Source organism: Achromobacter aegrifaciens (assembly GCF_902859965.1).
In the GTDB taxonomy this organism is placed as follows: domain Bacteria; phylum Pseudomonadota; class Gammaproteobacteria; order Burkholderiales; family Burkholderiaceae_B; genus Achromobacter; species Achromobacter aegrifaciens.
The window spans coordinates 1584126-1606923 of the sequence record NZ_CADIKO010000001.1; the positions used below are offsets into that span (position 1 = coordinate 1584126).

19 protein-coding genes are annotated in these 22798 nt (G+C 62.6%); 7 read left to right on the forward strand and 12 right to left on the reverse strand.

Features of this window, described 5'->3' with window-relative positions:
- Window positions 1-22 precede the first annotated feature (22 nt).
- The 5 genes from rpmH to HV793_RS07400 all read left to right on the forward strand — a co-directional run bounded on the left by rpmH (window position 23) and on the right by HV793_RS07400 (window position 4280).
- Window positions 23-157 carry a 50S ribosomal protein L34 gene (gene rpmH, locus HV793_RS07380; protein ID WP_003816025.1) on the forward strand — a complete coding sequence of 45 codons (135 nt, stop codon included), beginning with the start codon at window positions 23-25 and terminating at the stop codon, window positions 155-157.
- Window positions 158-209: 52 nt separating this feature from the next.
- Window positions 210-581 carry a ribonuclease P protein component gene (locus tag HV793_RS07385; protein ID WP_013397083.1) on the forward strand — a complete coding sequence of 124 codons (372 nt, stop codon included), beginning with the start codon at window positions 210-212 and terminating at the stop codon, window positions 579-581.
- The gene (gene yidD, locus HV793_RS07390) at window positions 578-850 is read left to right on the forward strand and encodes a membrane protein insertion efficiency factor YidD (protein WP_059376344.1); all 273 of its coding nucleotides are present in this window, start codon (window positions 578-580) and stop codon (window positions 848-850) included. The genes HV793_RS07385 and yidD overlap by 4 nt, the downstream gene beginning before the upstream one ends.
- Window positions 851-898: 48 nt before the next feature.
- Window positions 899-2575, forward strand: coding sequence for a membrane protein insertase YidC (yidC, locus tag HV793_RS07395; RefSeq protein WP_175181610.1), 1677 nt, complete (start codon window positions 899-901; stop codon window positions 2573-2575).
- 256 nt (window positions 2576-2831) lie between these two features.
- Window positions 2832-4280 (forward strand): catalase, encoded by a 1449-nt coding sequence (locus tag HV793_RS07400; RefSeq protein WP_054455792.1) that lies wholly within the window; start codon window positions 2832-2834, stop codon window positions 4278-4280.
- 78 nt (window positions 4281-4358) lie between these two features.
- Here HV793_RS07400 and HV793_RS07405 read toward each other — a convergent pair whose 3' ends face one another.
- The 10 genes from HV793_RS07405 to HV793_RS07450 all read right to left on the reverse strand — a co-directional run bounded on the left by HV793_RS07405 (window position 4359) and on the right by HV793_RS07450 (window position 15161).
- Window positions 4359-5237 carry an ABC transporter permease gene (locus HV793_RS07405; RefSeq protein ID WP_054455794.1) on the reverse strand — a complete coding sequence of 293 codons (879 nt, stop codon included), beginning with the start codon at window positions 5235-5237 and terminating at the stop codon, window positions 4359-4361.
- Window positions 5238-5248: 11 nt separating this feature from the next.
- Complete coding sequence (locus tag HV793_RS07410; RefSeq protein ID WP_175212933.1) at window positions 5249-6094, reverse strand: ABC transporter ATP-binding protein; 846 nt, start codon at window positions 6092-6094, stop codon at window positions 5249-5251.
- Between the two features lies 1 nt (window position 6095).
- Window positions 6096-7139, reverse strand: a complete 1044-nt coding sequence (locus HV793_RS07415) for an ABC transporter substrate-binding protein (protein WP_054455796.1) — start codon at window positions 7137-7139, stop codon at window positions 6096-6098.
- 51 nt (window positions 7140-7190) lie between these two features.
- Window positions 7191-8096: a TauD/TfdA dioxygenase family protein gene (locus tag HV793_RS07420; RefSeq protein WP_175181609.1), complete on the reverse strand. Its 906-nt coding sequence runs from the start codon at window positions 8094-8096 to the stop codon at window positions 7191-7193.
- Between the two features lie 325 nt (window positions 8097-8421).
- Complete coding sequence (locus tag HV793_RS07425) at window positions 8422-9621, reverse strand: M20 aminoacylase family protein (protein ID WP_054455809.1); 1200 nt, start codon at window positions 9619-9621, stop codon at window positions 8422-8424.
- Between the two features lie 28 nt (window positions 9622-9649).
- Window positions 9650-10666 carry an ABC transporter ATP-binding protein gene (locus HV793_RS07430; protein WP_175181607.1) on the reverse strand — a complete coding sequence of 339 codons (1017 nt, stop codon included), beginning with the start codon at window positions 10664-10666 and terminating at the stop codon, window positions 9650-9652.
- On the reverse strand, window positions 10663-11664 hold the full coding sequence (locus HV793_RS07435; RefSeq protein WP_119449775.1) for an ABC transporter ATP-binding protein: 1002 nt from the start codon (window positions 11662-11664) through the stop codon (window positions 10663-10665). Before HV793_RS07435 ends, HV793_RS07430 begins: the two co-directional genes overlap by 4 nt.
- An 11-nt stretch (window positions 11665-11675) precedes the next feature.
- Window positions 11676-12596: an ABC transporter permease gene (locus tag HV793_RS07440; protein WP_054455815.1), complete on the reverse strand. Its 921-nt coding sequence runs from the start codon at window positions 12594-12596 to the stop codon at window positions 11676-11678.
- A complete protein-coding gene (locus HV793_RS07445; RefSeq protein ID WP_042795861.1) occupies window positions 12593-13567 on the reverse strand; it encodes an ABC transporter permease in 975 nt (324 codons plus the stop codon). The genes HV793_RS07440 and HV793_RS07445 overlap by 4 nt, the downstream gene beginning before the upstream one ends.
- 7 nt (window positions 13568-13574) lie before the next feature.
- Window positions 13575-15161, reverse strand: coding sequence for an ABC transporter substrate-binding protein (locus tag HV793_RS07450; RefSeq protein WP_054455818.1), 1587 nt, complete (start codon window positions 15159-15161; stop codon window positions 13575-13577).
- A gap of 115 nt (window positions 15162-15276) precedes the next feature.
- On the opposite strand from HV793_RS07450, the gene mnmE reads away from it, so the two are divergent.
- Window positions 15277-16629 (forward strand): tRNA uridine-5-carboxymethylaminomethyl(34) synthesis GTPase MnmE, encoded by a 1353-nt coding sequence (gene mnmE / locus HV793_RS07455; RefSeq protein WP_175181606.1) that lies wholly within the window; start codon window positions 15277-15279, stop codon window positions 16627-16629.
- A gap of 183 nt (window positions 16630-16812) precedes the next feature.
- The gene (locus HV793_RS07460) at window positions 16813-18003 is read left to right on the forward strand and encodes a tyrosine-type recombinase/integrase (protein WP_175212934.1); all 1191 of its coding nucleotides are present in this window, start codon (window positions 16813-16815) and stop codon (window positions 18001-18003) included.
- 183 nt (window positions 18004-18186) lie between these two features.
- Here HV793_RS07460 and brxL read toward each other — a convergent pair whose 3' ends face one another.
- Window positions 18187-20277, reverse strand: a complete 2091-nt coding sequence (gene brxL, locus HV793_RS07465) for a BREX system Lon protease-like protein BrxL (RefSeq protein ID WP_175212935.1) — start codon at window positions 20275-20277, stop codon at window positions 18187-18189.
- 12 nt (window positions 20278-20289) lie between these two features.
- Window positions 20290-22797: a BREX-1 system phosphatase PglZ type A gene (gene pglZ, locus HV793_RS07470; RefSeq protein ID WP_175212936.1), complete on the reverse strand. Its 2508-nt coding sequence runs from the start codon at window positions 22795-22797 to the stop codon at window positions 20290-20292.
- Between the last annotated feature and the right edge of the window lies 1 nt (window position 22798).

The window sequence follows — 22798 nt, forward strand, 5'->3', positions numbered from 1 at the left end:
TTGTTCTTTTTGTGGATCGTCCATGAAACGTACCTACCAACCTTCCGTTACCCGTCGCAAGCGCACCCATGGTTTCCGCGTGCGCATGAAAACCCGCGCTGGCCGCGCCATCCTGAATGCCCGCCGCGCCAAGGGCCGCAAGCGTCTGGCCGTCTAAGTCCTGTTTTTCCGGCTTGTCCGGAAAAACCTGACGCCTGATTTTGCAGTCCATGCCGCGCTCCACGCTTCCGCCGGAGGCGCGGCTGCATCGCCCCTCCGAGTTCGCCGCCGCCCTCAAAGGCCGGCGTCTTGCCCGAGGGGCGTTCTTCATTGTGAGCGCGGCTCCCAATGATCTGCCTCCCGGCCAGGACGCCTGTGCGCGTCTGGGCCTGGTGATCGCCAAGCGGTTCGCCGCCCACGCCAGTACGCGCAACGCCATCAAGCGGGTCATCCGCGAGGCGTTCCGCCACCGGCGCCTGGGACTGCCGGCCAAAGATTACGTCGTGCGCCTGCATAGCAAGGTTGCGCCCGCCACGCTTACCGCGCTGAAACGCGCGGCAAGAGCCGAAGTGGACGCTCACTTTGAGCGGATAGCGCGATGATCAAGGCTTTACTCATTGCCCCGATCCGGTTCTACAGGTTTTTCCTGAGCCCCTGGATCGGCAGGCAGTGCCGCTTTACCCCGACCTGCTCGGCGTATGCGATCGAAGCGATCGAGCGCCACGGCGCCTGGCGCGGCTTCTGGCTGGCAGTCCGGCGCATCGGCCGCTGCCACCCTTGGTCGCCGGGCGGATTGGACCCGGTTCCGCCCTCCAAGGGAACCAATGGCCCCTCGTGCTGTTCCCACAGCCACCGCACCGAGCATGATTGACGCTAAACTGGCGGGCTTTGCTGGCCCGTATTCACCTCAGTAGGCACCATGGATATCCGACGAACCGTCCTCTGGATGATTTTTTCCTTCTCGCTGTTGCTCCTATGGAACAACTGGCAGATCCATAACGGCAAGCCGTCGCTGTTCGGCCCCACGCCTGCCGCCACCACGAGCGAGCCGCAAGCCGCCACGAACAACGCAACGCCTTCGGTGCCCAGCACGCCCGCCCCCGCGGCTGCCGCTGCGTCCGCCGTGCCCGGCGCCGCCGCGCCTGCTGCCGCGCGCTCGGAAGAAGTCGTCATCACGACCGACGTGCTGCGCCTGACGTTCGACACCATGGGCGCCCAACTGGTGCGCGCCGAACTGCTGAAGTACCCAGCCACCGGCCAGCCCGACAAGCCCACGGTGCTGCTGGACCGCGCCGCCGGCCTGAACTACGTGGTGCAGACCGGCGTGGTCGGCGCCCCCAACGGTCAAAGCTTCCCCACGCACCAGACGCCTTTCCGCGTCGTGTCCTCGGAACGCCAGCTGACCGGGGACAACCTGGTGGTCGCCTTCGAGGGCGAATCCGGCGGCGTGAAGGTCACCAAGACGTTCACCCTGCACCGCGGCCGCTATGACATCGACGTGCGCCACGACCTGGCCAACGTCAGCGCCGGCCCCGTGTCGCCCGCCCTGTACCTGCAGCTCGAACGCGACGGCAACGACCCCGCCGACACGTCCAGCTTCTATCACACCTTCACCGGTTTCGCCGTCTACTCGGAACAGGACAAGTTCCAGAAGATCACCTTCAGCGACATCGAAAAGAAGAAGGCCAGCTACATCAAGCAATCGGACAACGGCTGGATCGCCGTGGTCCAGCACTACTTCGCCACCGCCTGGGTGCCCCCGCAGGGCAAGCCGCGCACCAACGAACTGCTGGAAGTGCAGAAGAACCTGTACGCCGCCCGCAGCATCGAGGCCGTCGGCGAGATCGCCCCTGGCGCCGCCACGCGCGTCGATTCGCACCTGTGGGTCGGTCCGCAAGACCAGAAGGCCATGGCCGCCCTGGCCCCCGGCCTGGAACTGGTGGTCGACTATGGCTGGCTGACCATCATCGCCAAGCCGCTGTTCAAGCTGATGACCTGGCTGCATTCCATCCTGGGCAACTGGGGCTGGACGATCGTGGCGCTGACCGTGCTGATCAAGGCCGTGTTCTACCCCCTGGCCGCCGCCAGCTACCGCTCCATGGCCCGCATGAAGCAGGTGGCTCCGCGCCTGCAGGCCCTGAAGGAAAAGTACGGCGACGACAAGCAGAAACTCAATGCGGCCATGATGGAGATGTACCGCACCGAAAAGATCAACCCGCTGGGCGGCTGCTTGCCCATGCTGGTGCAGATCCCGGTGTTCATCTCGCTGTACTGGGTGCTGCTGGCCAGCGTGGAAATGCGCGGCGCGCCGTGGATCCTGTGGGTGCACGACCTGTCGATCCGCGACCCGTACTTCATTCTGCCCGCCATCATGATGGCCACCATGTTCCTGCAGATCAAACTGAACCCGACGCCCCCGGACCCCGTCCAAGCCAAGGTCATGATGATCATGCCGCTGGTGTTCGGCGGGATGATGTTCTTCTTCCCGGCCGGCCTGGTGCTCTACTGGTGCGTCAACAACACCCTGTCGATCGCCCAGCAGTGGTCCATCACCCGCGCCATGCAGCGCAAGACGGAAGCCGCAGCCAACCGCTGATATCTGCTCCCGCGCAAGAAACCGGTCCCATGCGGACCGGTTTTTTTTCGCCTGACGGCCGCCACCGATGCCGATTCCTGATTTTCTTGATAGTTATTCTTTATCAAGTTTTATAGATCAATCAACTTCACACGGTAAGGCAAGACCCCTATGATGTGTCGGAGATAGCCCCAGGCCGGCAATGCCGGGCTATCCCAGACACGGCGCGGGCCCCTCTGCGGCCCCCGCATTCCAGGCATTTCATAGGGAGTGTGCTATGACCGACAAGAAGACGCATCTGACCACCGCCGCTGGCGCGCCGGTGGCCGACAACAACAACACGCTGACTGCCGGCCCGCGCGGCCCGGCGCTGTTGGAAGACTTCTGGCTGATTGAAAAGCTCGCCCACTTCGACCGCGAACGCATCCCCGAACGCGTGGTGCACGCCAAGGGTTCGGGCGCCTATGGCACCCTCACTGTCACCCACGACATCTCGCGCTACACCCGCGCCAACCTCTTTTCCCAGGTCGGCAAGCAGACCCCGCTGTTCCTGCGTTTCTCGACCGTGGCCGGCGAGCGCGGCGCGGCTGACGCCGAACGCGACGTGCGCGGTTTCGCCATCAAGTTCTACACCGAGGAAGGCAACTGGGACCTGGTCGGCAACAACACGCCGGTCTTCTTCATCCGTGATCCGCTGAAATTCCCGGACTTCATCCACACCCAGAAGCGCGACCCCAAGACCAACCTGCGCAGCGCCACCGCCGCCTGGGACTTCTGGTCGCTCAATCCCGAATCGCTACACCAGGTCACCACCCTGATGAGCGATCGCGGCATTCCCGCCAACCTGCGCCAGCAGCACGGCTTCGGTTCGCACACGTTCAGTTTCATCAACAAGGACGGCGAGCGCTTCTATGTGAAATTCCACTTCAAGTCGCAGCAAGGCATCGCCTGTCTGAGCGACGAGGAAGCGGCGCAAGTGGTCGCCCATGACCGCGAAAGCTCGCAGCGCGACCTGTTCGAGAATATCGAAAAGGGCAACTTCCCGAAGTGGACGCTGAAGGTGCAGATCATGCCCGAGGCCGAAGCCGCGACTTACCATATCAACCCCTTCGACCTGACCAAGGTCTGGCCGCATGGCGACTATCCGCTGATCGAAGTCGGCGTGCTGGAGCTGAACAAGAACCCCGAGAACTACTTTGCCGAGGTCGAGCAGGCCGCCTTCACCCCGGCCAACGTGGTCCCCGGTATCGGATTCTCGCCGGACAAGATGCTGCAAGGCCGGCTGTTCTCCTACGGCGACACGCACCGCTATCGCCTGGGCATCAACCACCACCAGATCCCGGTGAACGCGCCGCGCTGCCCGTTTCACAGCTTCCACCGCGACGGCGCCGGCCGTGTCGACGGCAACGTCGGGGCGACGCTGAACTACGAGCCCAACAGCGCGGGCGAGTGGAAGGAAACCCCGTCGGCAGGCGAGCCGCCGCTGGCGCTGGACGGCCAGGCGGCAGCGCGCTGGAATCACCGCGTGGACGATGACTACTACTCGCAGCCGGGCGCCTTGTTCCGCCTGATGACGCCTGCACAGCAGGAGTTGCTGTTCGGCAACATCGGCCGCCACATGGCCGGCGTCCCGGAAGAAATCCAGCGCCGCCAGCTGGAACACTTCCGCAAAGCCGATCCCGCCTACGCCGCAGGCGTGGCCAAGGCGCTGGGACTGAAGCTGTAATCCGCGACGCGCCCATGCGCAAGGCGGCCCCGAGGGGCCGCCTTTTTTTGGCTGCTGCGCGGCTCTGCGCCGAGACAATCAGCGCTGCATGCCCCAGCGCCTGACCGTGAAACGCTCCACGGTGTCGAACACCAGGTTTTCCACAAGCAGGCCGATGATCACCACCGCCGCCAACCCCGCGAACACGCGGTCTGTGTATAACTCGTTGCGGTTCTGAAAGATGTACCAGCCCAGGCCGCCCTTGCCGCTGGACGCGCCGAACACCAGTTCCGCAGCGATCAATGTGCGCCACGCAAAGGCCCAGCCTATCCTCAGCCCGGCCAGGATGGCGGGCAGGGCGGCAGGCACCAGAATCTGCAACACGTAGCGCAGACCGCTCAATCCATAGTTGCGGCCCGCCATGCGCAAGGTATCCGATACCCCCAGAAAACCCGCGTACATGTTCAGCGCCAGCGCCCACAACACCGAATGGATCAGAACGAACACCAGGCTGCCTTCGCCCAGGCCGAACCACAGCAGCGCCAGCGGCAGCAGCGCAATCGCCGGCAGGGGATTGAACATGGCCGTCAAGGTGGACAGCAGATCGCGACCGAAACGCGTCGACACCGCCAGCGTGGTCAGCACAAAGGCCAGCAGCACGCCCGCCGCATATCCCTGCGCCAGCACGCGCAACGATTGCCCGGCGCGTGCCAGCAGTTCGCCGCCTGCGATGCCCTGCACGAAGGCGACCGCCGTCTGCGATGCGCTGGGCAGCAGCAGATCATTGTCGGTGTAGCGCGCCGCCAGCTCCCAGATGCCGGCCAATAGCGCCAGGATCGCCAGCTTGCGCAGGCTGGCGTGCTGCCACAGGCGTTCATGCCAGGGCAGGGGCGCTTCGCCCGCTTGCGCGGGCAAGGGCGGCAGCTCGTACTCCACTTCGGGACGGATGGGCACGGCGCCTGCGTATGCGTTGTTCATGCGGAAGTCCTTCAGGCCGCGGCCCGCTCAGCGGCAAGTTCAGCGGACTGTTCCGCAGGCGCCACATCGAACAGCAGATCATGGACGCGCCTGGCTGCAGACTGGAACGCAGCCGAGCCCTGGCTATGCAGCCCGTAGGCATGGGCGTTCAGTTCCGCGCGCACGCGGCCGGGATGCGGTGACAGCAACAGCACGCGGCTGCCCAGTACCAATGCCTCTTCGATGGAATGGGTGACGAACAGCAGGGTGAAACGCACGTCTTCCCACAGCGCCAGCAATTCTTCCTGCATGCGCCGCCGCGTCAACGCGTCCAGCGCCGCGAAGGGCTCGTCCATCAAAAGCACACGCGGCTGCATCGCCAGGGCGCGCGCAATGGCCACGCGCTGCTTCATGCCGCCGGACAACGTATGCGGATAGGCATCGGCGAACGCGGACAACCCCACCTTGTCCAGGTAGTGCATGGCGCGCTCGTCGGCCTCGCGACGGTTGAGTTTGCGTGAAGCCACCAGCGGAAACGCCACGTTCTGCCGCAACGTCTTCCATGGCGGCAGCTGGTCGAATTCCTGGAACACCACGATGCGGTCTGGCCCCGGGCCGCGCACGGCATTGCCATCGATGGCAATGCGCCCTTCGGTCGGTTCGATGAAGCCCGCAATTGCCTTAAGCAGCGTGGATTTGCCGCAACCGGACGCGCCCAGCAGGATGAAACGCTCTGCTTCGTGCACGTCGAAACTGACCTGATGCGTGGCGCGCACGCGCCTTTCGCGCGTCTTGTATTCGATCGACACCTTATCCACAGCCAGCAAAGGCGTGGCCTTTTCGGTGTTATCCACAGGGGAGGCAGCGCTCAATCCCATCTCAACTGCCTTGGGCCGTGACGGGGTCGTCAAAGAAATAATCGCGCCAACTGGCCGGCGCATTCTTGATCGCGCCCACCTTGTGCATGAACTCGGCCAGCGCATAGGTATTCTGCGGTTCCAGCTTGAACTGCACGTCGGGGTTCTTGATCACTTTGATCAGGAAATCGCGGTCCAGCTTTGCGCCGGTAACGCGCAGATAAGTATCCGCGGCCTTTTCCGGGTTGGCGCTGGCGAACTGCGCCGCTTCCTTCAGCGCGGCCTGGAATGCCTTGTAGGTCTTGGGATTTTCCTTGCGGAATTTCTCGGTCGCAAACAACACCGTGGACGAACTGGGCCCGCCCAGCACGTCATAGGAATTGAGCACGATGCGCGCCTTGGGATTCTCGGCCAGCTCCTGCTCCTGGAAGGGCGGGTTGCCGAAATGCCCCGTGATTTCCGTGCCACCCGCGATGATGGCGGCGGCCGCGTCCGGATGCGGCAGGGCGACGGAAATCTTGTCCAGCTTGTTGAACTGCGCGTCGCCCCACAGTTTGGCCGACGCCAGCTGCAACACGCGAGACTGCACCGACACGCCTACCGCCGGCACCGCGATGCGGTCCTTGTCGGTGAAGTCCGCAATCGTCTTCACGTTGGGATTGTTGCTGACCAGGTAATAGGGAAAATTGCCCAGCGAAGCCACGCCCTTCACGTTCTGCTTGCCGCGCGTGCGGTCCCATATCGTCAACAGCGGTCCCACGCCAGCCCCCGCGATATCCACAGCCCCGGACAACAGCGCATCGTTCACGGCCGAACCGCCCGACAGCTTGGCCCACTCGACCGAGATATCCACACCATCGGCCTTGCCGTGCTTTTCGATCAGTTGCTGATCGCGCGCCACGTTCAACAGCAGATACACGATGCCGTACTGCTCGGCGATGCGGATGCGGCCCTCCGCCATGGCCGGCGTCGGCGAAGCCAGCGCCAGCACGGCAAGTATCAACGCCAGGCCCGCGCCGGTGGCGGCCTGGACCAAACGATCACGTACAGCGGAGGAAAAACCCATGGCGGACCCTGTGGATAAATGGTTTTGCGCGAAATTAAGGGGCGCGCGACGTCAGAACGGCACGTCGCCTTCGATCGTCGTGCGGTACAGCTTGCGGCGCAGGTGATCCGGCGTACCGCCGGCCAGATGGATCAACGAGCGGTTGTCCCAGAACACCAGATCATGCGGCTGCCATTGGTGGCGGTAGATGTGTTCGGGCCGGATGCTGTGGGCAAACAGTTCGTCCAGGATCTGGCGGCTCTCGTCTTCGGGCAGGCCCTCGATGCGGGTGGTGAAGCCTTCGCTCACGAACAGCGCGCGGCGGCCCGTCTCCGGATGCGTGCGCACGACCGGATGCACCACTTCCTGCACCTGCGCCACCTGTTGCGCGCTGAGATTGGGACGCCACGAGCCTTCCTTCTGCAGCTGGCCGTACTTGGCCAGGTAGGAATGCACGGCACGCTTGCCTTCGATGGCGTCTCGCAATGCGGCGGGCAGAGTGTCGTACGCCACGTGCATGTCGGCGAATAGCGTGTCGCCGCCTTGCGTGGGCAGCTCCTGCGCGTGCAGCAGCGACCCCAGGCTGGGCAATTCCTTGTACGAGATATCCGAATGCCAATACTTGCCGGCATCACCCAGCCCTATCGGCTTGCCGTCTTCAACGATGTTGGAAACGATGAGGATCTCGGGATGCCCGGCCAGATGGAACTGATGCAGCACGTGGATCATCAGACGGCCAAAGCGGCGGCTGAAATCGATGTGCTGCTGCGGCGTGATGCGCTGATCGCGGAACACCAGCAGGTGATGGTCCAGATGGGCGCGATGCACCTGCGCAAAATCGGCCGGGGTCAGCTCGCGCGACAGGTCGATACCGATGATTTCCGCGCCGGTCACGGCTGCCAGCGGGCGGATCGAAAAGGCTTGCGCAGCGGGTTCGGCATACACCTCGGACCGGCGCAGCGCGTTGCTCTGGGACATGGATCGCTCCTTGCGCGAATGCCGGCCAGGCCGGCTCAGGAACGGTCCATTATGAAAACGCGCAACCCCTACGCAAACGAATTATTCGGCCTTTGTTCAAGCCTGCGCGTCATATAAGGGACGGCTAAGGTCGCATTCAGCCCTGTGGATAAGTCTTGGGATAAGCCTGGTGGCAAGCCAGGGAAAAGCGGTGGATTGTCGGGGGATATCCCGGTGGATAGGCGGTGAATAGCAGGTGGACAGCCTGTGTACAACCTTGCCCGGCCATGAAAAAAGGCGCGGTCCGTAGGGAGCCCGCGCCTTTTAAATCAAAGACTTGCGTCGATCAGGACTTCGGCAGAAACGCCTGAACCAGTTTTACCCAATATGTTGCGCCCACCGGCAGCAAGGCGTCGTTGAAGTCGTAATTCGGGTTGTGCAACTGGCACGGACCCATGCCGTGATAGGTCTCCATGCGATGGTCGCCGTCGCCGTTGCCGAGGAACAGGTAGGTCCCAGGCACCGCTTCCAGGAAGAAGGAAAAGTCCTCCGCCCCCATGAAGGGCGGCATCTCGCGCTGCACGTTTTCAGCGCCGAACGCGTCTTCGGCGACTTGGGCGGCAAAGGCGGTTTCCTTTTCCCAATTCACCAGCGGGGGATATGCGCGCACGAAATCCAGTTCGCCCGTCCCGCCGTAGACCTGCGGCAAGGTGGTCGCGATGCGGCGCATGTCCGCCTCGATCTTGTCCAGGGTCTCCACCGAATAGGTGCGCACGGTGCCGCGCAGCACGGCTTCGCCGGGAATCACGTTGTAGGCGTCGCCCGCGTGGATCTGCGTGATCGAAAGCACGGCCTGCTCCAGCGGATTCTTGCTGCGCGAGATCACCGTCTGCAGGGCATGCACCATGTCGGCCGCGACAATGATGGGGTCCACCGATGCATGCGGCTGCGCCGCGTGGCCGCCCACGCCCTTGATGACGATGTCCCAGCGGTTGCTGGAGGCCATGGTCGGGCCCGCCCGAAAACCGAACTGGTTGACCGGCATGCCGGGCATGTTGTGAATGCCGAACACCGCGTCGCAAGGGAATTTGTCGAACAGGCCATCCTGCATCATGGCGCGCGCGCCGGCGTTGCCGCCTTCCTCGGCCGGCTGGAAGATGAACACCACCGTGCCATCGAAATCGCGGTGTGTGGACAAGTATTGCGCCGCCCCCAGCAGCATGGTCGTGTGTCCGTCGTGGCCGCAGCCGTGCATGCGTCCGCTGATGGTGGACTTGTGCGCAAAGCGGTTGTGCTCGGGCATGGGCAGCGCGTCCATGTCGGCGCGCAAACCTATGGTTTTCTTGCCGTTGCCGCCGCGCAAAATACCCACCACGCCGGTTTTCCCCAGCCCCGTGTGGACTTCCAGGCCCCAGCCGCGCAAACGCTCCGCGACCAGCGCGGACGTGCGCGTTTCCTGGAAAGCAAGTTCCGGATGGGCGTGGATATCCCGCCGCAGCGCGGTGAGGTCGCCGTGGGCGCGTTCGATTTCGTCTATGGTTTTCATGGCTGTGGATAAGGCGTAAGAGTTGAATTCACGTATCGTTCAGATGGCAGGCGCTGAACTGACCCGGGGCGACTTCACGCAGCAACGGCCGTTCTGCCTTGCAGCGCGGCATCGCATGCGGGCAACGCGGGTGGAAGGCGCAGCCCGTCGGCGGGTCCAGCGGCGACGGCAGTTCGCCCTTGATGGGCTGGTAGGTGCGCCGCCCCGGCTGCAGCGTCGGCAGTTCCTTCAGCAAGGCCTGCGTGTACGGATGGTTGGCCCGCTGGAAGACCGTGTCGGTAGGCGCCAGCTCCACCACGCGGCCCAGATACATGATGGCCACGCGGTCCGAGATGTGGCTGACCACGCTGAGGTTGTGGCTGATGAAAAGATAGGTCAGGTCCAGGTCCGCACGCAACCGTTCGAACAGATTAAGCACCTGGGCCTGGATCGACACGTCCAGCGCGGCGACCGCCTCGTCGCAAACTATGACCGAAGGCTTGAGCGCGAGCGCCCGTGCAATTCCTACGCGCTGCCTCTGGCCGCCAGAGAATTGATGGGGATAACGCTGTGCAAAAGCCGGATCCAGCCCCACCTGGCGCATCAGCCCGGCGACGTACTCGGCTTTGTCGCGCGCGCGGACCAGGCCGTGCGCCACGGGCGCCTCGCCGATGATCTCGCGCACGCGCATACGCGGGTTCAGCGAGGCATAGGGATCCTGGAAGATCATCTGCACGCCCAGCTCATAGGCACGCCGTTCCGGGCCCGCCATGGCCTTCACGGCGCGGCCCTTGTAGCTGACTTCGCCCGCCGTCGGCGGCAGGATGCCTGACACGATACGGCCCAGCGTGGATTTTCCACAGCCGGATTCGCCCACGATGCCTATCACTTCGCCCGGCCGCACATCCAGGTCCACACCCGCCACTGCATGCACGACCTGCGTCTTCAAACCGGCGCCCAGCAGGTTGGCGATTCGGCCGGCCAGGTCCACGGGCTGCACGAAGCGCAGCTCGACCTCGCGCAACGACAGGATAGGGACCGCGGGATCTCGTTCTGCGGCGTTCATTTGGTATCTGGCCCTCCGGCATGCCAGCAACGCACCCATTGCGCCGGGCGCACCTCCACGGGCTGCGGTTCGACCAGACAGGCGTCGGTGGCGCGCGGGCAGCGCCCACGGAACGCACAGCCTTGCGGCAGGTTGAGCAGCGACGGCGTCATGCCGGGAATCGGAACCAGCGGCCTGCCGCGGGATTCGGGCGTGGGTATGGAAGCGATCAGGCCATGCGTGTAGGGATGCATGGGATGGCTGATGACCGCCTGCGTGGTACCGGTTTCGACTACGCGCCCCGCATACATGACCGACACGCGGTCCGCCAGGCCCGCGACCACGGCAAGGTCGTGCGTGATCCAGATCAGCGCGGTGCCGGTTTCGCGGCACAGCTTCTGCACTTCGAACAGGATCTGTCCTTGTATGGTCACATCCAGCGCCGTGGTGGGCTCGTCGGCGATGATCAGGCGCGGCGAATTCAAGAGCGCAATCGCGATCGCCACGCGCTGCCGCATGCCGCCTGATAACTGGTGCGGATAGGTGCGCAGACGCTCCTCGGGCGAAGGGATGCCCACCATGGCGAGCGTCTGCAAGGCGCGCTGGCGGGCTTGCTCGCGCGATACCTTGCTGTGCGCCTGCACCGCCTCGATCATCTGCGTATCGACGCGCAGTACCGGGTTCAGGGTCATCATGGGATCTTGGAAGATCATGGCGATCTCCTGGCCCCTGAGCTCGCGCCAGCGCGCGGGTGTCGCGTTGCGCAAGTCCTCGCCGTTCAAGCGCAAGGTGCCGTCGACGATGCGGCCCGGCTCATCCAGCAGTCCCATCAGCGAAAAGCCGGTGATGCTCTTGCCCGACCCCGATTCGCCCACCAGTCCCAGGATCTCGCCTTCGGCCAGCGTCAGGTCCACACCATCCACCGCCTTCACCACGCCATTGCGGGTGTAGAAGTGCGTCTTCAGGCCATGCACCTCGAGTATGGGCGTCGCCGGGGACTTTTCCACAGGTGTCTGCATGGCGCCCGCCCTCAATTCGCGTGGCGCGGGTTGAGCACATCGCGCAGGTGGTCGCCCACCAGATTGATGGCGATGATGGCCAGCGCCAGCGCAATGCCGGGGAAGAACGAAATCCAGTACTGACCGGACAGCAGATATTCGAAGCCGTTGTAGATCAGCATGCCCAGCGACGGCTCCGTCACCGGCACGCCCACGCCCAGAAACGACAGCGTGGCCTCCAGCGCAATCGCATGCGCCAGGTCGATGGTGGCGATCACGATCAGCGGCGGCATACAGTTGGGCAGCACGTGACGAAACAGCACGCGCCCCCACGACAGCGACATGCAGCGCGCCGCTTCCACGTATTCCTTGCCGCGCTCGACCAGCGCCGCGCCGCGCGCGGCGCGCGCGAAATACGCCCACTGCACCACGATCAGCGCGATGATCACCTTATCCACACCCTTGCCCAGAATCGCCAGCAACATCAGCGCAACCAGGATGGCGGGGAACGACAACTGGATATCCACAACCCGCATCAGCAAGGCGTCGATGCGGCCGCCGAAATAGGCTGCGATCAGGCCCACCGTGGCGCCGATGCCGAAGGCCGCCAGTACCGAAACGCTGGCCACCAACAGGCTGGTGCGCATGCCGTAAAGGATGGCCGAGAACAGGTCGCGCGCCAGGCCGTCTGTGCCCAACCAATAACGCATGCTGCCGTCGCCGCTTTCGCTGCCCGGCTTGAGCTTGGAGTCCATGATGTCCAGCGTCGCCAGGTCGTAGGGATTCTGCGGCGCGATCCAGGGCGCAAGCAGCGCGGCGCCCACGATCACGACCAGCATGATCAAACCCAGCGTGGCCAGCTTGCTGGCGAAGAAGTCCGACAGGAATCGGCGCCAGGGCGTCTGCTCCTTGGCCTGAACCGGGGGCGCGGCGGCCGTGGCGGGTGTGTTCATCGGCGGCTATCCAAGCGTACGCGGGGGTCCAGCACCGTGTAGATGATGTCCACCACCAGATTCAGCATGACCAGGAAGAACACGATCAAGAGCAGATACGCCACCACCACCGGACGGTCCAGGTTGATGATGGAATCGATCAGCAGCTTGCCCATGCCCGGCCAGGAAAACACGGTTTCCGTCACGACGGCGAAGGCCATCACCTGGCCGAACTCCAGGCCCGCCACCGTCACCACGGGAATCAGGATGTTCTTGAGCAGATGCACGCCCAGTACGCGCTTTTCAGACAGGCCCTTGGCGCGCGCGAACTTGATGTAGTCCATGGGCAGGGCTTCGCGCGTGGCGGCACGCGTCACGCGGATGATCATTGCGCATTTGGCGAAGGCGATCGTGGCCGCAGGCAGCGCCAGGCTCAGCCAGCCGTCGAAAGTCAGCACGCTCAACTGCAGCGATCCGATGCTGACGGTCTGGCCGCGCCCACCCGCCGGCACCCAGCCGAGTATCACGGCGAACACCATGATGAGCATCAGGCCAACCCAGAAGTTAGGCAGCGAGAAACCGAGCACCGAGCCCGTCATGATCGCGCGCGAGCCCACTGCCTTGGGCTTGAGGCCGGCCAGGATGCCCAACGGCACGCCGATCAGCACCGACAGCAGCATGGCCACACAGGCCAGTTCCACCGTGGCCGGCATGCGCTCCAGGATCAGCCTCATGGCCGGTTCGCCCGTCAGGAAGCTGTTGCCGAAATCACCGCGCACCGCCTGGCCCATGAAGATCAGGTACTGCCGCCACAGCGGCAGATCCAGGCCCAGCGATGCGCGCACCGCCGCGCGTTGCGCTTCGGTCGCTTCCGGGCTGGCCAGCATCGAGACCGGGTCGCCCACCATGTAGATGCCGGCAAAGACCAGCGCCGACATGACCAGCATGACGACGATGGTCTGCAGCAGCCTTCTTACGATTGTTGCAAGCACTAGCGCCTTACTTCTTCAGCGTTGCAAACTGCGCGAGCGTGACCTGGTCTGGGCGGCCCTGATAGCGGATGTCGCTCTTCATCGCCCATACCGACAACTCGAAGTGCACAGGCAGCATGGCGTAGTCATCCATGGCGATGTTGCTGGCCTTGGACAACAGATCCGCTCGCTTGGCGTCGTCCATGGTCGACGAAGCTTCCTTCACCAGCGCGTCCATCTTGGGATTGGAGTAGCGGCTGCGGTTGGTGGTGCCCAAACCTGCTTCGGGATTGCGCGTCACCAGCAGCGAGGTCAGCGCGTTGGACATTTCGCCGCTGGTCACGGACCAGCCCGCCAGATAGGCCGAGAACGCATAGCTGTCGCGGTTCTTGAAGAACACCGGGGGCGCCATCGCATCCACGCTGGTCTTCACACCGATGCGAGTCCACATCGACGCGATCGCCTGCGCCACCTTCGAATCGTTGACATAGCGGCCCGACGGCGAGCCCAGCGTGATGGAAAAGCCGTTGGGATAACCAGCTTCCTTCAACAAGGCCTTGGCCTTTTCCACGTCGGCCTTGGGAGCCTTCGAATGCTCCTTGCTGGAACCGAACATGGGGTAGGGCAACAGATTTCCCGCGGGCAACGCCACCCCGCCCATCACGCGCTCGACCAGCGCATCGCGGTTGATGGCGAGCGACAGCGCTTCGCGCACGCGCTTGTCCTTCATGGGGTTCTTTTCGGTGCCTTGCACGCCCGGCGAGGGCTCGGCGAACTGGTCCAGCGCCACGTAGACGACACGCACCGACGGCGTTTCCTCTACATAGAGTTTCTTGTCGCCCTTGAGCTTGGGCAGGTCATCGGTTGGGGGATCCTCGATCATGTCGACGTCGCCGGCTAGCAGCGCGGCCACGCGCGCGGCCGCGTTGCTGATGGGACGGTAGACCACGCGATCCCATTCGGGCTTCTTGCCCCAATAGTTGTCGTTGCGCGCCAGCACGAATTCGGCGCCGCGCTTCCAGGACACGAACTTGTAGGGACCGGTGCCTATCAGGCCGTCGCCGCTATTGAGTTCCGTCGTCGTCTTGCCCTCGGCCGCGGGGCCCGACGCCGCTTTCTTGGACATGATGGGCAACTGCGCCAGGTTGACCAGCAGGTTCGGCGCCACGTCCTTGGTGGTGATGCGCACGGTGCTGGGATCGACCGCTTCGGTCTTCTCGACCGAACCCAGATACAGCGTGAACGGCGAGGGACTGTTGGGCACCTTGGGGACGCGCGCATACGTAAAGACCACGTCTTCCGCGGTGAACGGCGTGCCGTCGGAGAACTTCACGTTAGGGCGCAGCTTGAAAGTCCACACCTTGCCGTCCACGGTCCAGGACTCGGCCAGCGCGGGCTGCGGCTTGAGCTGCGCGTCGGTGGCAACCAGGGTATCGAATATGGTCTGGGAGATCTGCGTATTGGGCGTGAGCGCGTGATACTGCGGATCCATCGACGAAGGTTCGGTCTTCAAGGCGATCACCAGATCGCGGGCCATAGCCGAACTGAAGGTGCCGAAGGCCAATATCACCGCGGCTGAGCCGCAGGCCAAGACACGCGAAAACCGAGATGCCATTGTGATCTCCCTGGATTGTTTCGGGTTTTGAACCTCCGGGCCACATTAACCAGCAAACAAGGGACGGCGCAACAGTTATATTCCCTTATTGTTCTCGCCTTGCCTTGCCCGAAATATGTCCGCCTACGCCCCCATCGCCGCCATCGCAACCGCCCCCGGAAGAGGCGGTATCGGCGTCGTCCGCATCTCCGGCACGGACCTGTCCGAACTCGTGCGGCGCCTGTTCCAGCGCGAACTCACGCCGCGACATGCGCACTACCTGCCGTTCAAATCCGGCACGGGCGAATTGCTGGACGAAGGCATCGCCATCTATTTCCGCGCGCCGCATTCCTATACCGGCGAAGACGTGCTGGAACTGCAAGGGCATGGCGGCCCCGCCGTGCTGCGCCGCGTGCTGGAAAGCTGTCTGGCCGCCGGCCGCGATCTTGGCATCCGGCTGGCCGAGCCGGGCGAATTCACGCGCCGCGCCTTCCTCAACGACCGCATGGACCTGGCTCAGGCCGAAGCCGTAGCCGATTTGATCGAGGCCTCGTCGGTAGCGGCCGCGCGCGGCGCCATGGCGTCGCTCTCGGGCGATTTTTCCGCGCGCGTGAACGACCTGTCGGACCGCATCATCCATTTGCGCATGCTGGTCGAAGCGACGCTGGATTTCCCCGAAGAGGAAATCGACTTCCTCGAGAAGTATCAAGCCCGCCCGACCCTGGAAGCGCTGACCGCGGACCTCGCCAAACTGATCGCGCAAGCGCGCCAGGGCGTGATTCTGCGCGAAGGTCTGCACGTGGTGCTGGCCGGCCAGCCCAACGTCGGCAAGTCCAGCCTGCTCAATGCGCTGGCCGGCGACGACATCGCCATCGTCACCCCGATCGCGGGCACCACCCGCGACAAGGTAGTGCAGGAGATCCACATCGACGGCGTGCCGCTGCATATCGTCGACACCGCCGGCCTCAGGGAAACCGAGGACACGGTGGAAAGCATAGGCATTGCGCGCACCTGGCAGGAAATCGAGCGCGCCGACGTCATCCTGCATCTGCAGGATGCCACCCAGCCCGGCGACGAGCTGGACGCCCAGATCACCGCGCGCCTGCCGCCGCGCACGCCTGTGCTGAAGGTCTTCAACAAGGTGGATCTGTTGTCCACGCCTTTTGCCGCCGGTCCTCAGGAACTTGGAATCTCGGCCAAGCGCGGTGCGGGCCTGGACGAACTGCGTGCAGAGTTGCTGCGCATCGCAGGCTGGAATCCCGGCGGCGAATCCCCGTGGCTCGCGCGCGAGCGCCACCTGCATGCCTTGCAAGATGCGGCGGAACATCTGGAGTTGGCCGGCGCGCATGCGGAACAGGACGACCGCGTGCTGGACTTGTTTGCGGAAGAACTGCGGCTGGCACATGACAGCCTGTCCAGCATCACGGGCAAGTTCACCAGCGACGATCTGCTGGGCGAGATCTTCTCGAGTTTCTGCATCGGGAAGTAATGTGGGGTCCAGGGGCATCCATTGATGTCTGCTGAAACGCCTGTAAGCCTCATAAATAAAGGGATTTTTGTCTACTGAGTGATTTGGTGATACAGTCAAAGCTGCTCACTTTTATGTCCAAGTTTAGTTCCAAGTAGCTGGTTGATTGTTTTATTCCCTCTACTTGGACATACGGAGGATGAGATGGCACTGACCGACACCGCACTCAAGGCGCTCAAGCCCAGAGACAAGGCCTACACGGTCACCGACGACCGGGGGCTTCATGTGGAAGTGTTCCCGACCGGGGGTATCGTCTGGCGTTACCGCTACCGCCTGAATGGCAAGTACGAGAAGCTGACGCTGGGCAAATATCCCGCGCTGACGCTGAAGAGCGCTCGCCTGAAACGAGATGAGGCGGCACAGCAAGTAGCAATGGGCGAATCGCCGGCAAAGAAGAAGCAGCTAGCCAAGGTGGCCGGCGCAGAAGACGCCACCTTGGCTGAGTTCTCCGAGCGCTTCTTCAAGGACATCCAGTCACGCGACCGCAAGGACGTGACCATGCCCCGCCGCTACCTGGAAAAAGACATCCTGCCGCACATCGGCAGCAAGCCGGTCCGGGACATCACCGCCGAGGACGTGCGCAGCGTCATCTGGCGCAAGAAGGAGCAAGGCTTCGATGCCGCCGCCGGCCAGGTACGCGGACTGCTCAAGCGCATGTTCGACTACGCGCTGACCTGCGGCCTGATCCAGGCCAACCCAGTCATGGCCCTGCCGATGCGCCACGTCTACCGCGCCGCCGCCCGCGACCGCGCGCTGACGCCGGACGAGATCCGGCAGTTCCTGCGTGCCATGCAAACCTCCAACATCCGCCGGCAGTTCAAGATCGCCTTCCAGTTAATCCTGATGACCTTGGTACGCAAGTCCGAGCTGATGCTGGCGCAGTGGAAGGACATGCATCTGGACGATGGCGAATGGCACATCCCGGTGGAAAACTCCAAGACCGGCAAGCCGCACATCGTCTACCTGTCCACCCAAGCGAAGACGCTGTTCAAGGAACTCAAGCCGCTGGCCAGCAGCAGCGTCTGGGTGTTGCCTGGCCGTGGCACCTTGGCCAAGCCCTTTGCCAGCAATGCGCTGAATCAGGCGCTGAAGGTGTCATTGCAGGGGCAGGAGATCCCCGCCTTCACCATCCACGACCTGCGGCGCACGGCATCGACATTGCTGCACGAACAGGGCTGGCCTTCGGATGTGGTGGAAAAAGCGCTGAACCACACCATCGGCGGCGTGCGCGGCGTCTACAACAGGGCCGAGTACGCCGAGCAGAGGCGGGAGATGTTGCAGGCGTGGTCGGACTACATCGATGGGCTGGGACCGTCGGCCAATTTGGTGGTGTGAGTCCGTCCGGGGCGCTGGTGGCCTTTTCCCTTATTGGGTAGGGCCCTTGTCCCTTGTGCTCCGTTCCCTTGCCTTTAACTTTGCGTTTTGAAGCTTTTCCGTCGAAGCAGTTGTCAACCAATAGTTGACAACTGCTTCAGGTTTCTAAGGTTTGCAGGGAGAAAACGGCTAACCGAGAGAGTCCTACCTGAGGCCCTCTAGCCAAACGTAGGTGACGTTGAATTCCTTGCATTGCCGGTGCTGCTGCAAACGATTGGCGAAGTTGAACGCATCATTGAGCTCGAAGCGTTGGAATACATCTAGGCCGCGACTGAGAAGAATTTTCCACCCATGGTCCGTGGTGATGTCCCGGTCATGTTTGGTGCCGCTGGTATCGTAGGCCCAAGTGAATTGAATGCCGACAGTCGCGCAGGCATCTCCGATCTTCTGCAGATTTTCCGTCTGGCGATCCCCGTTGAATTCATCTTCGACAGTAACGACATGCACAGCAACTTCATCCTCGGGACCATGAAGTTTGCTGACGGTTTCCATCAGTTCCATCAGGTTGCGAAGCTGGTGGAACATGCGTAAGTAAGGGTCGGTCACGACGATCCGCTTAGCTCCAGCCAGATACGGGCCGAACAAGCTGTCAAAGCTCACGCCACGCTGGTTCTCCTGAAAAACGAGGTGCTGTTCTTTCAAGGGGTTGTCAGCGGTCTTTAAGCGAGGTGGCTGCTCGACCGCCGGTACGCCTTGAGAAGGCTCGACCGCTGCTGAAGCGCCCTGCGCACCGGCTGTTGCCTCGGCCGAATCATCGACCGCCACACGGCGATGATACTGGTGTGGGTACTCGTCTTCCTCCAGCGTATGCACCAGGCGTTGCTGCCCCGCCGCATCCGAATAGGCAAAACGCACTTCTGGATAGGTCGCATCGATGCGCAACAATTGGTCCTTGACCCGCTTTCGCCCTTCGATGGCGCAACGCAAGACCTCTTCGATTTCGGCGTCATTCGCCTGCCCGTCAGGGAACAAGAGCTTCATCAGCCCGGAGAAGGTCTTGTTGATGCCGTCGCGGTCTCGCGTGGAGATATCGTCACCCAGCGTGAATAGCGCCTTGTAGCGGTCCGAGTAATCGTGGCTGCGCAGCGAGCGTAAGATCTCGGCCAGATAGTCGACCACGAACCCATAGCCCGCAGAGAACATCTCTGCACGAATCACGTCTACCTCCCAGCCCGGGATGTAGCTGTGGATGCGATCGAGGAAGGCGGAATCGTGGAATTTCTCAGGCAACGGATCGAACAGATCGCTGTGCTTGAGCATGTAGGGCACGGTGTGGTCGGTGTTGCCGACGAACACCATGCTCGCTTCAGCCCCGAGCGTCTCCACCCCACGAGAGAACGACTTGTTGGCCATGTAGTTCTTCATGATGTCCACCAACGCCTTGTCCACGCGCTTTTGCTTGCCGGCAAACTCGTCGAAAGCCACCACGTCCCAGTACCCCACCAGCCCAAGCTTGCCGGTGCCGTTGTGAACGAACAGCTTGGGAACCGTGACTTCACCGCCAGAGATCAAGATGCCGTGCGGCGAAAATTCCGAGTACACATGCGACTTGCCCGTGCCTTTGGGCCCCAGTTCGATCAGGTTGTAGTTGCGTTCGCAGAACGGAATCAGGCGAATCAGTTGCAGCAGCTTGTTGCGCTTGCCGAACATCTGTGGGTTGAAGCCGATGCTCTGGATCAGCAGGTCGATCCACTCGTCGGTGCTGAACTGTCGGCGGGCTTCCAGGTAGCCGTCCAGGTCGAAACGGGAGATCTGGATCGGCTTGAGCGAGGCCAGTATCCAAGGCGAGGCGGACTTGTCCTCGGTGTATTCGTATTCCAGATCGGCAATGCACCAGACACCACCCACCAGCAATTTCTGGTGCGATTTCACCGTGCCGGAGTCAATCAATACCTTCTTGATGCCAAGGTTGGCGAACTCAGCCTCATAGACATCATCTTTGTCGTTGAGCGACACGCTGATGCGGTCGATCACCTTGTGCCGACCCTTTTCCTTGATCGTCGAGCGCACCAAGCCTGCTTCGTTGCGGTGCACATAGTGCTTGCGCAGGATCTCCCGGACCGTATCAATGCCGGTCTGGATGGTGGCCGCGTCATTGGTCGCACAGTACTGCCCCAGCAGGTACTCCAGCACATAGGTGGGCACGATGGCGTTGCCCTTGACGGCTTTCACCAAATCCTTGCGCACCACCAGGCCGGCGAAATGCTGGTTGATCTTGTCATCAAGCTGGGTCATGGCCGGTCTCGCCTAGAAATCGAATTCGCTGGTGAAGGATCGGCGGATGGTGTAGCGTACCGCCTTGTACTTGGTGTGATGCGAAGTACCCTCGACGGGCTCCTCAAGCCGCAACTCCACCTGCTGATTATTGGCTTCGTCAGCCTTGCGGCTGAGCAGCAGGCGCAACGGCAATTCGCGCTCGCGCGGATTGTCCGAGGTGAAATCGAACCGCAGTTCATGCTGATCAGAGATCAACTCTCCCGCGAGCGTGTACAGGCCTGCACGCAGACGCCGGGGCTGGCGTTTCTCCGTGATGGCTTCACGCTGGTACAGCACCACGGCCAATTGCCCCGTGGTGATGGTCTTGCCCCCATCGCCAATGAAATCCACCTCCACGCGGCCTACGTCGCTTTGGCGCTTCTTGTTGATATGCAGCAGCGGGATCACTACCTCCTGCAAGGTGGCTCCGCCATGCACGAACCGGCTGCCGGAACCCTTGAGCCGTAGGCGGTTGATGGATTTCGGGATCTGCACTTCCAACGAGCCGTCCAGTCCCAATTGCGCGGGCAGGAAGGTCTTGAAGCCTGCCCCTTCACGCAGGCCCTTGCCCAGCACGAAACGTCGGTCCCGATAGAGAATCTGCTCGCCTTCTGGTTCGCTGCTGAGGAAGTCGCTTTCCTGCAGCGGGTGGTGCTGATAGATGAAGCCATGGTCTGCCGTCAGCAACAGATTGCTGGCATTGGCGTTGAACAGCTTCTTGATCACCCGGATCAGCTCTTCCAGCGTCTCCTGTGCGGCAGCGAACACACGCTCTTCGGTATCCCGGGTATCGCCGGTCTTGTCGATCAAGTTGTGATAGACGTAAACCACATCATGGTCGCGTACCAAGGCGCGGGAATCTTCCTTGCCCATGGCCAGCACGTCCTTAGCCAGCACCACCGTTGAGGCCGGTACCGCAGCGGCCAGTATCCTGCGCCGGTTGGCCGAACCCTGTGCGCTCTGGCCATCGACCAGCGCATCACCGCTGTCGCCATCGGCCAGTGCAAGGCGCGTGTTCGGCAGCAGCGCCGCCATGCCCAATTGCGTGTAACTGGGCAACATCGACAGCATCGGCTCCAGGCTGGCCTCGTACTTGTCTTCCTGCCGGATCAGGCTCTGCAGCTCTTCACCTATTTCGTAACGGAAGGCATCGGAAATCAGCACGCACACCTTAGCCTTGCGCTCCAGAAAAGGCTGGACATAGCGTTTGGCAAAGTCACGCTGCAGCGGTGCCGACTCCACCTTCCAATGCTGCGCGGCGTCCACATGCTGTTGCCACTGATTGTTGAGGCGAGCCAGGTAGTTGGTGCTGTACAGGTTCTCGATGCTGGTTGCCAGTTGCCCAAGCAGCGACGCCTGGCCGGATTCGCGCAAGTGATAGATAAACTTGCGATAGCGCTGATCCAGCCGGAACCAGTGGGCTGCGTACTTGCGCACACCGTCATCCAGCGAACGCATCTCCAGCGGCGTCGTGTCCAGCAGATGCATGAACTGGGCGGCGTGTTCCAGTGCCAGATACACCTGTTCGAAATTCTCGAACCAATGGCTCTGCCGGCGCTGGCGCACCCACTGCTCCACCTCGGCGGCCGTGATGGTGCGCGCCACCACCGCATGCACCAGCTCGCTGAGGATCTTGCGATCGATCAGCTCGAAGTAATCCAGATCTGCCAACTGGCGATAATCCAGCGCCTGCAGTTTCTCGTTGATTTGCAGGATCTCGGCGCATCGCTCGGACAGTGCCTCGAAACTGGCTTTGTGCGAGCGGCTGTCTTTCCAGCGGCGCAGGAACACCAGCGACTCGGCGGACAAGGTACTGGTGTAGGAAGCATCAATCCCGGTCAGGAAGCTGTTCTTGAACAGCTCGATGACAAAATCCTGCAGTCCCGGCTGCTGCGAGTCGTAGCCATAGGCGCGATTCATCTGCTCCCAGAGGTAGCCCTTCAGGTTGGAACGTTCGACCAGCTTGATGCGTGCATCGCCCTCCTGGGCCAACTCGGCCAGCAGGGTTTCCAGGATGACGTCCAGGCGGGGCTCGCAGCCCGCACACACGGCCAGTATCTTGCGCTGCAACTGTGGCTGCGAATCGCCGGGTCGCAACAGCTCCAGCAGGGCTTCGCGCCGCTTGGTGGACTCGAAGAAAGCCTTGTGTTTCTCCAGCAGTGCGTAATCGTTCGGCCCCAGGCCCAACTCCGCCAACCACAGGGCCACTTGATCGGTCTGGAAGGTGCGGCCGCTCGCCAACTGCACGTCCAGCAGCCAGTTGTCCAGATGGGCAGGCTCGGACCCCTCCCGGTAAAGCAGGAACTTCTGCTGCGCCTGCTCCCGCAGCACGCGGTACTTCACGCCGAACTCGTTGTTGGCCAGTTCGATTTTTTCCACCTCGGGCAGCGTCAGCGTTTCGAACTCGCCCCGAAACTCCCGGCGCGTGTCGTACCAGAACACGATGCGCTGCTTGTTGAACAGGTTGGTCAGCGCCTCGTGGATTCGGCTGTTACTCATG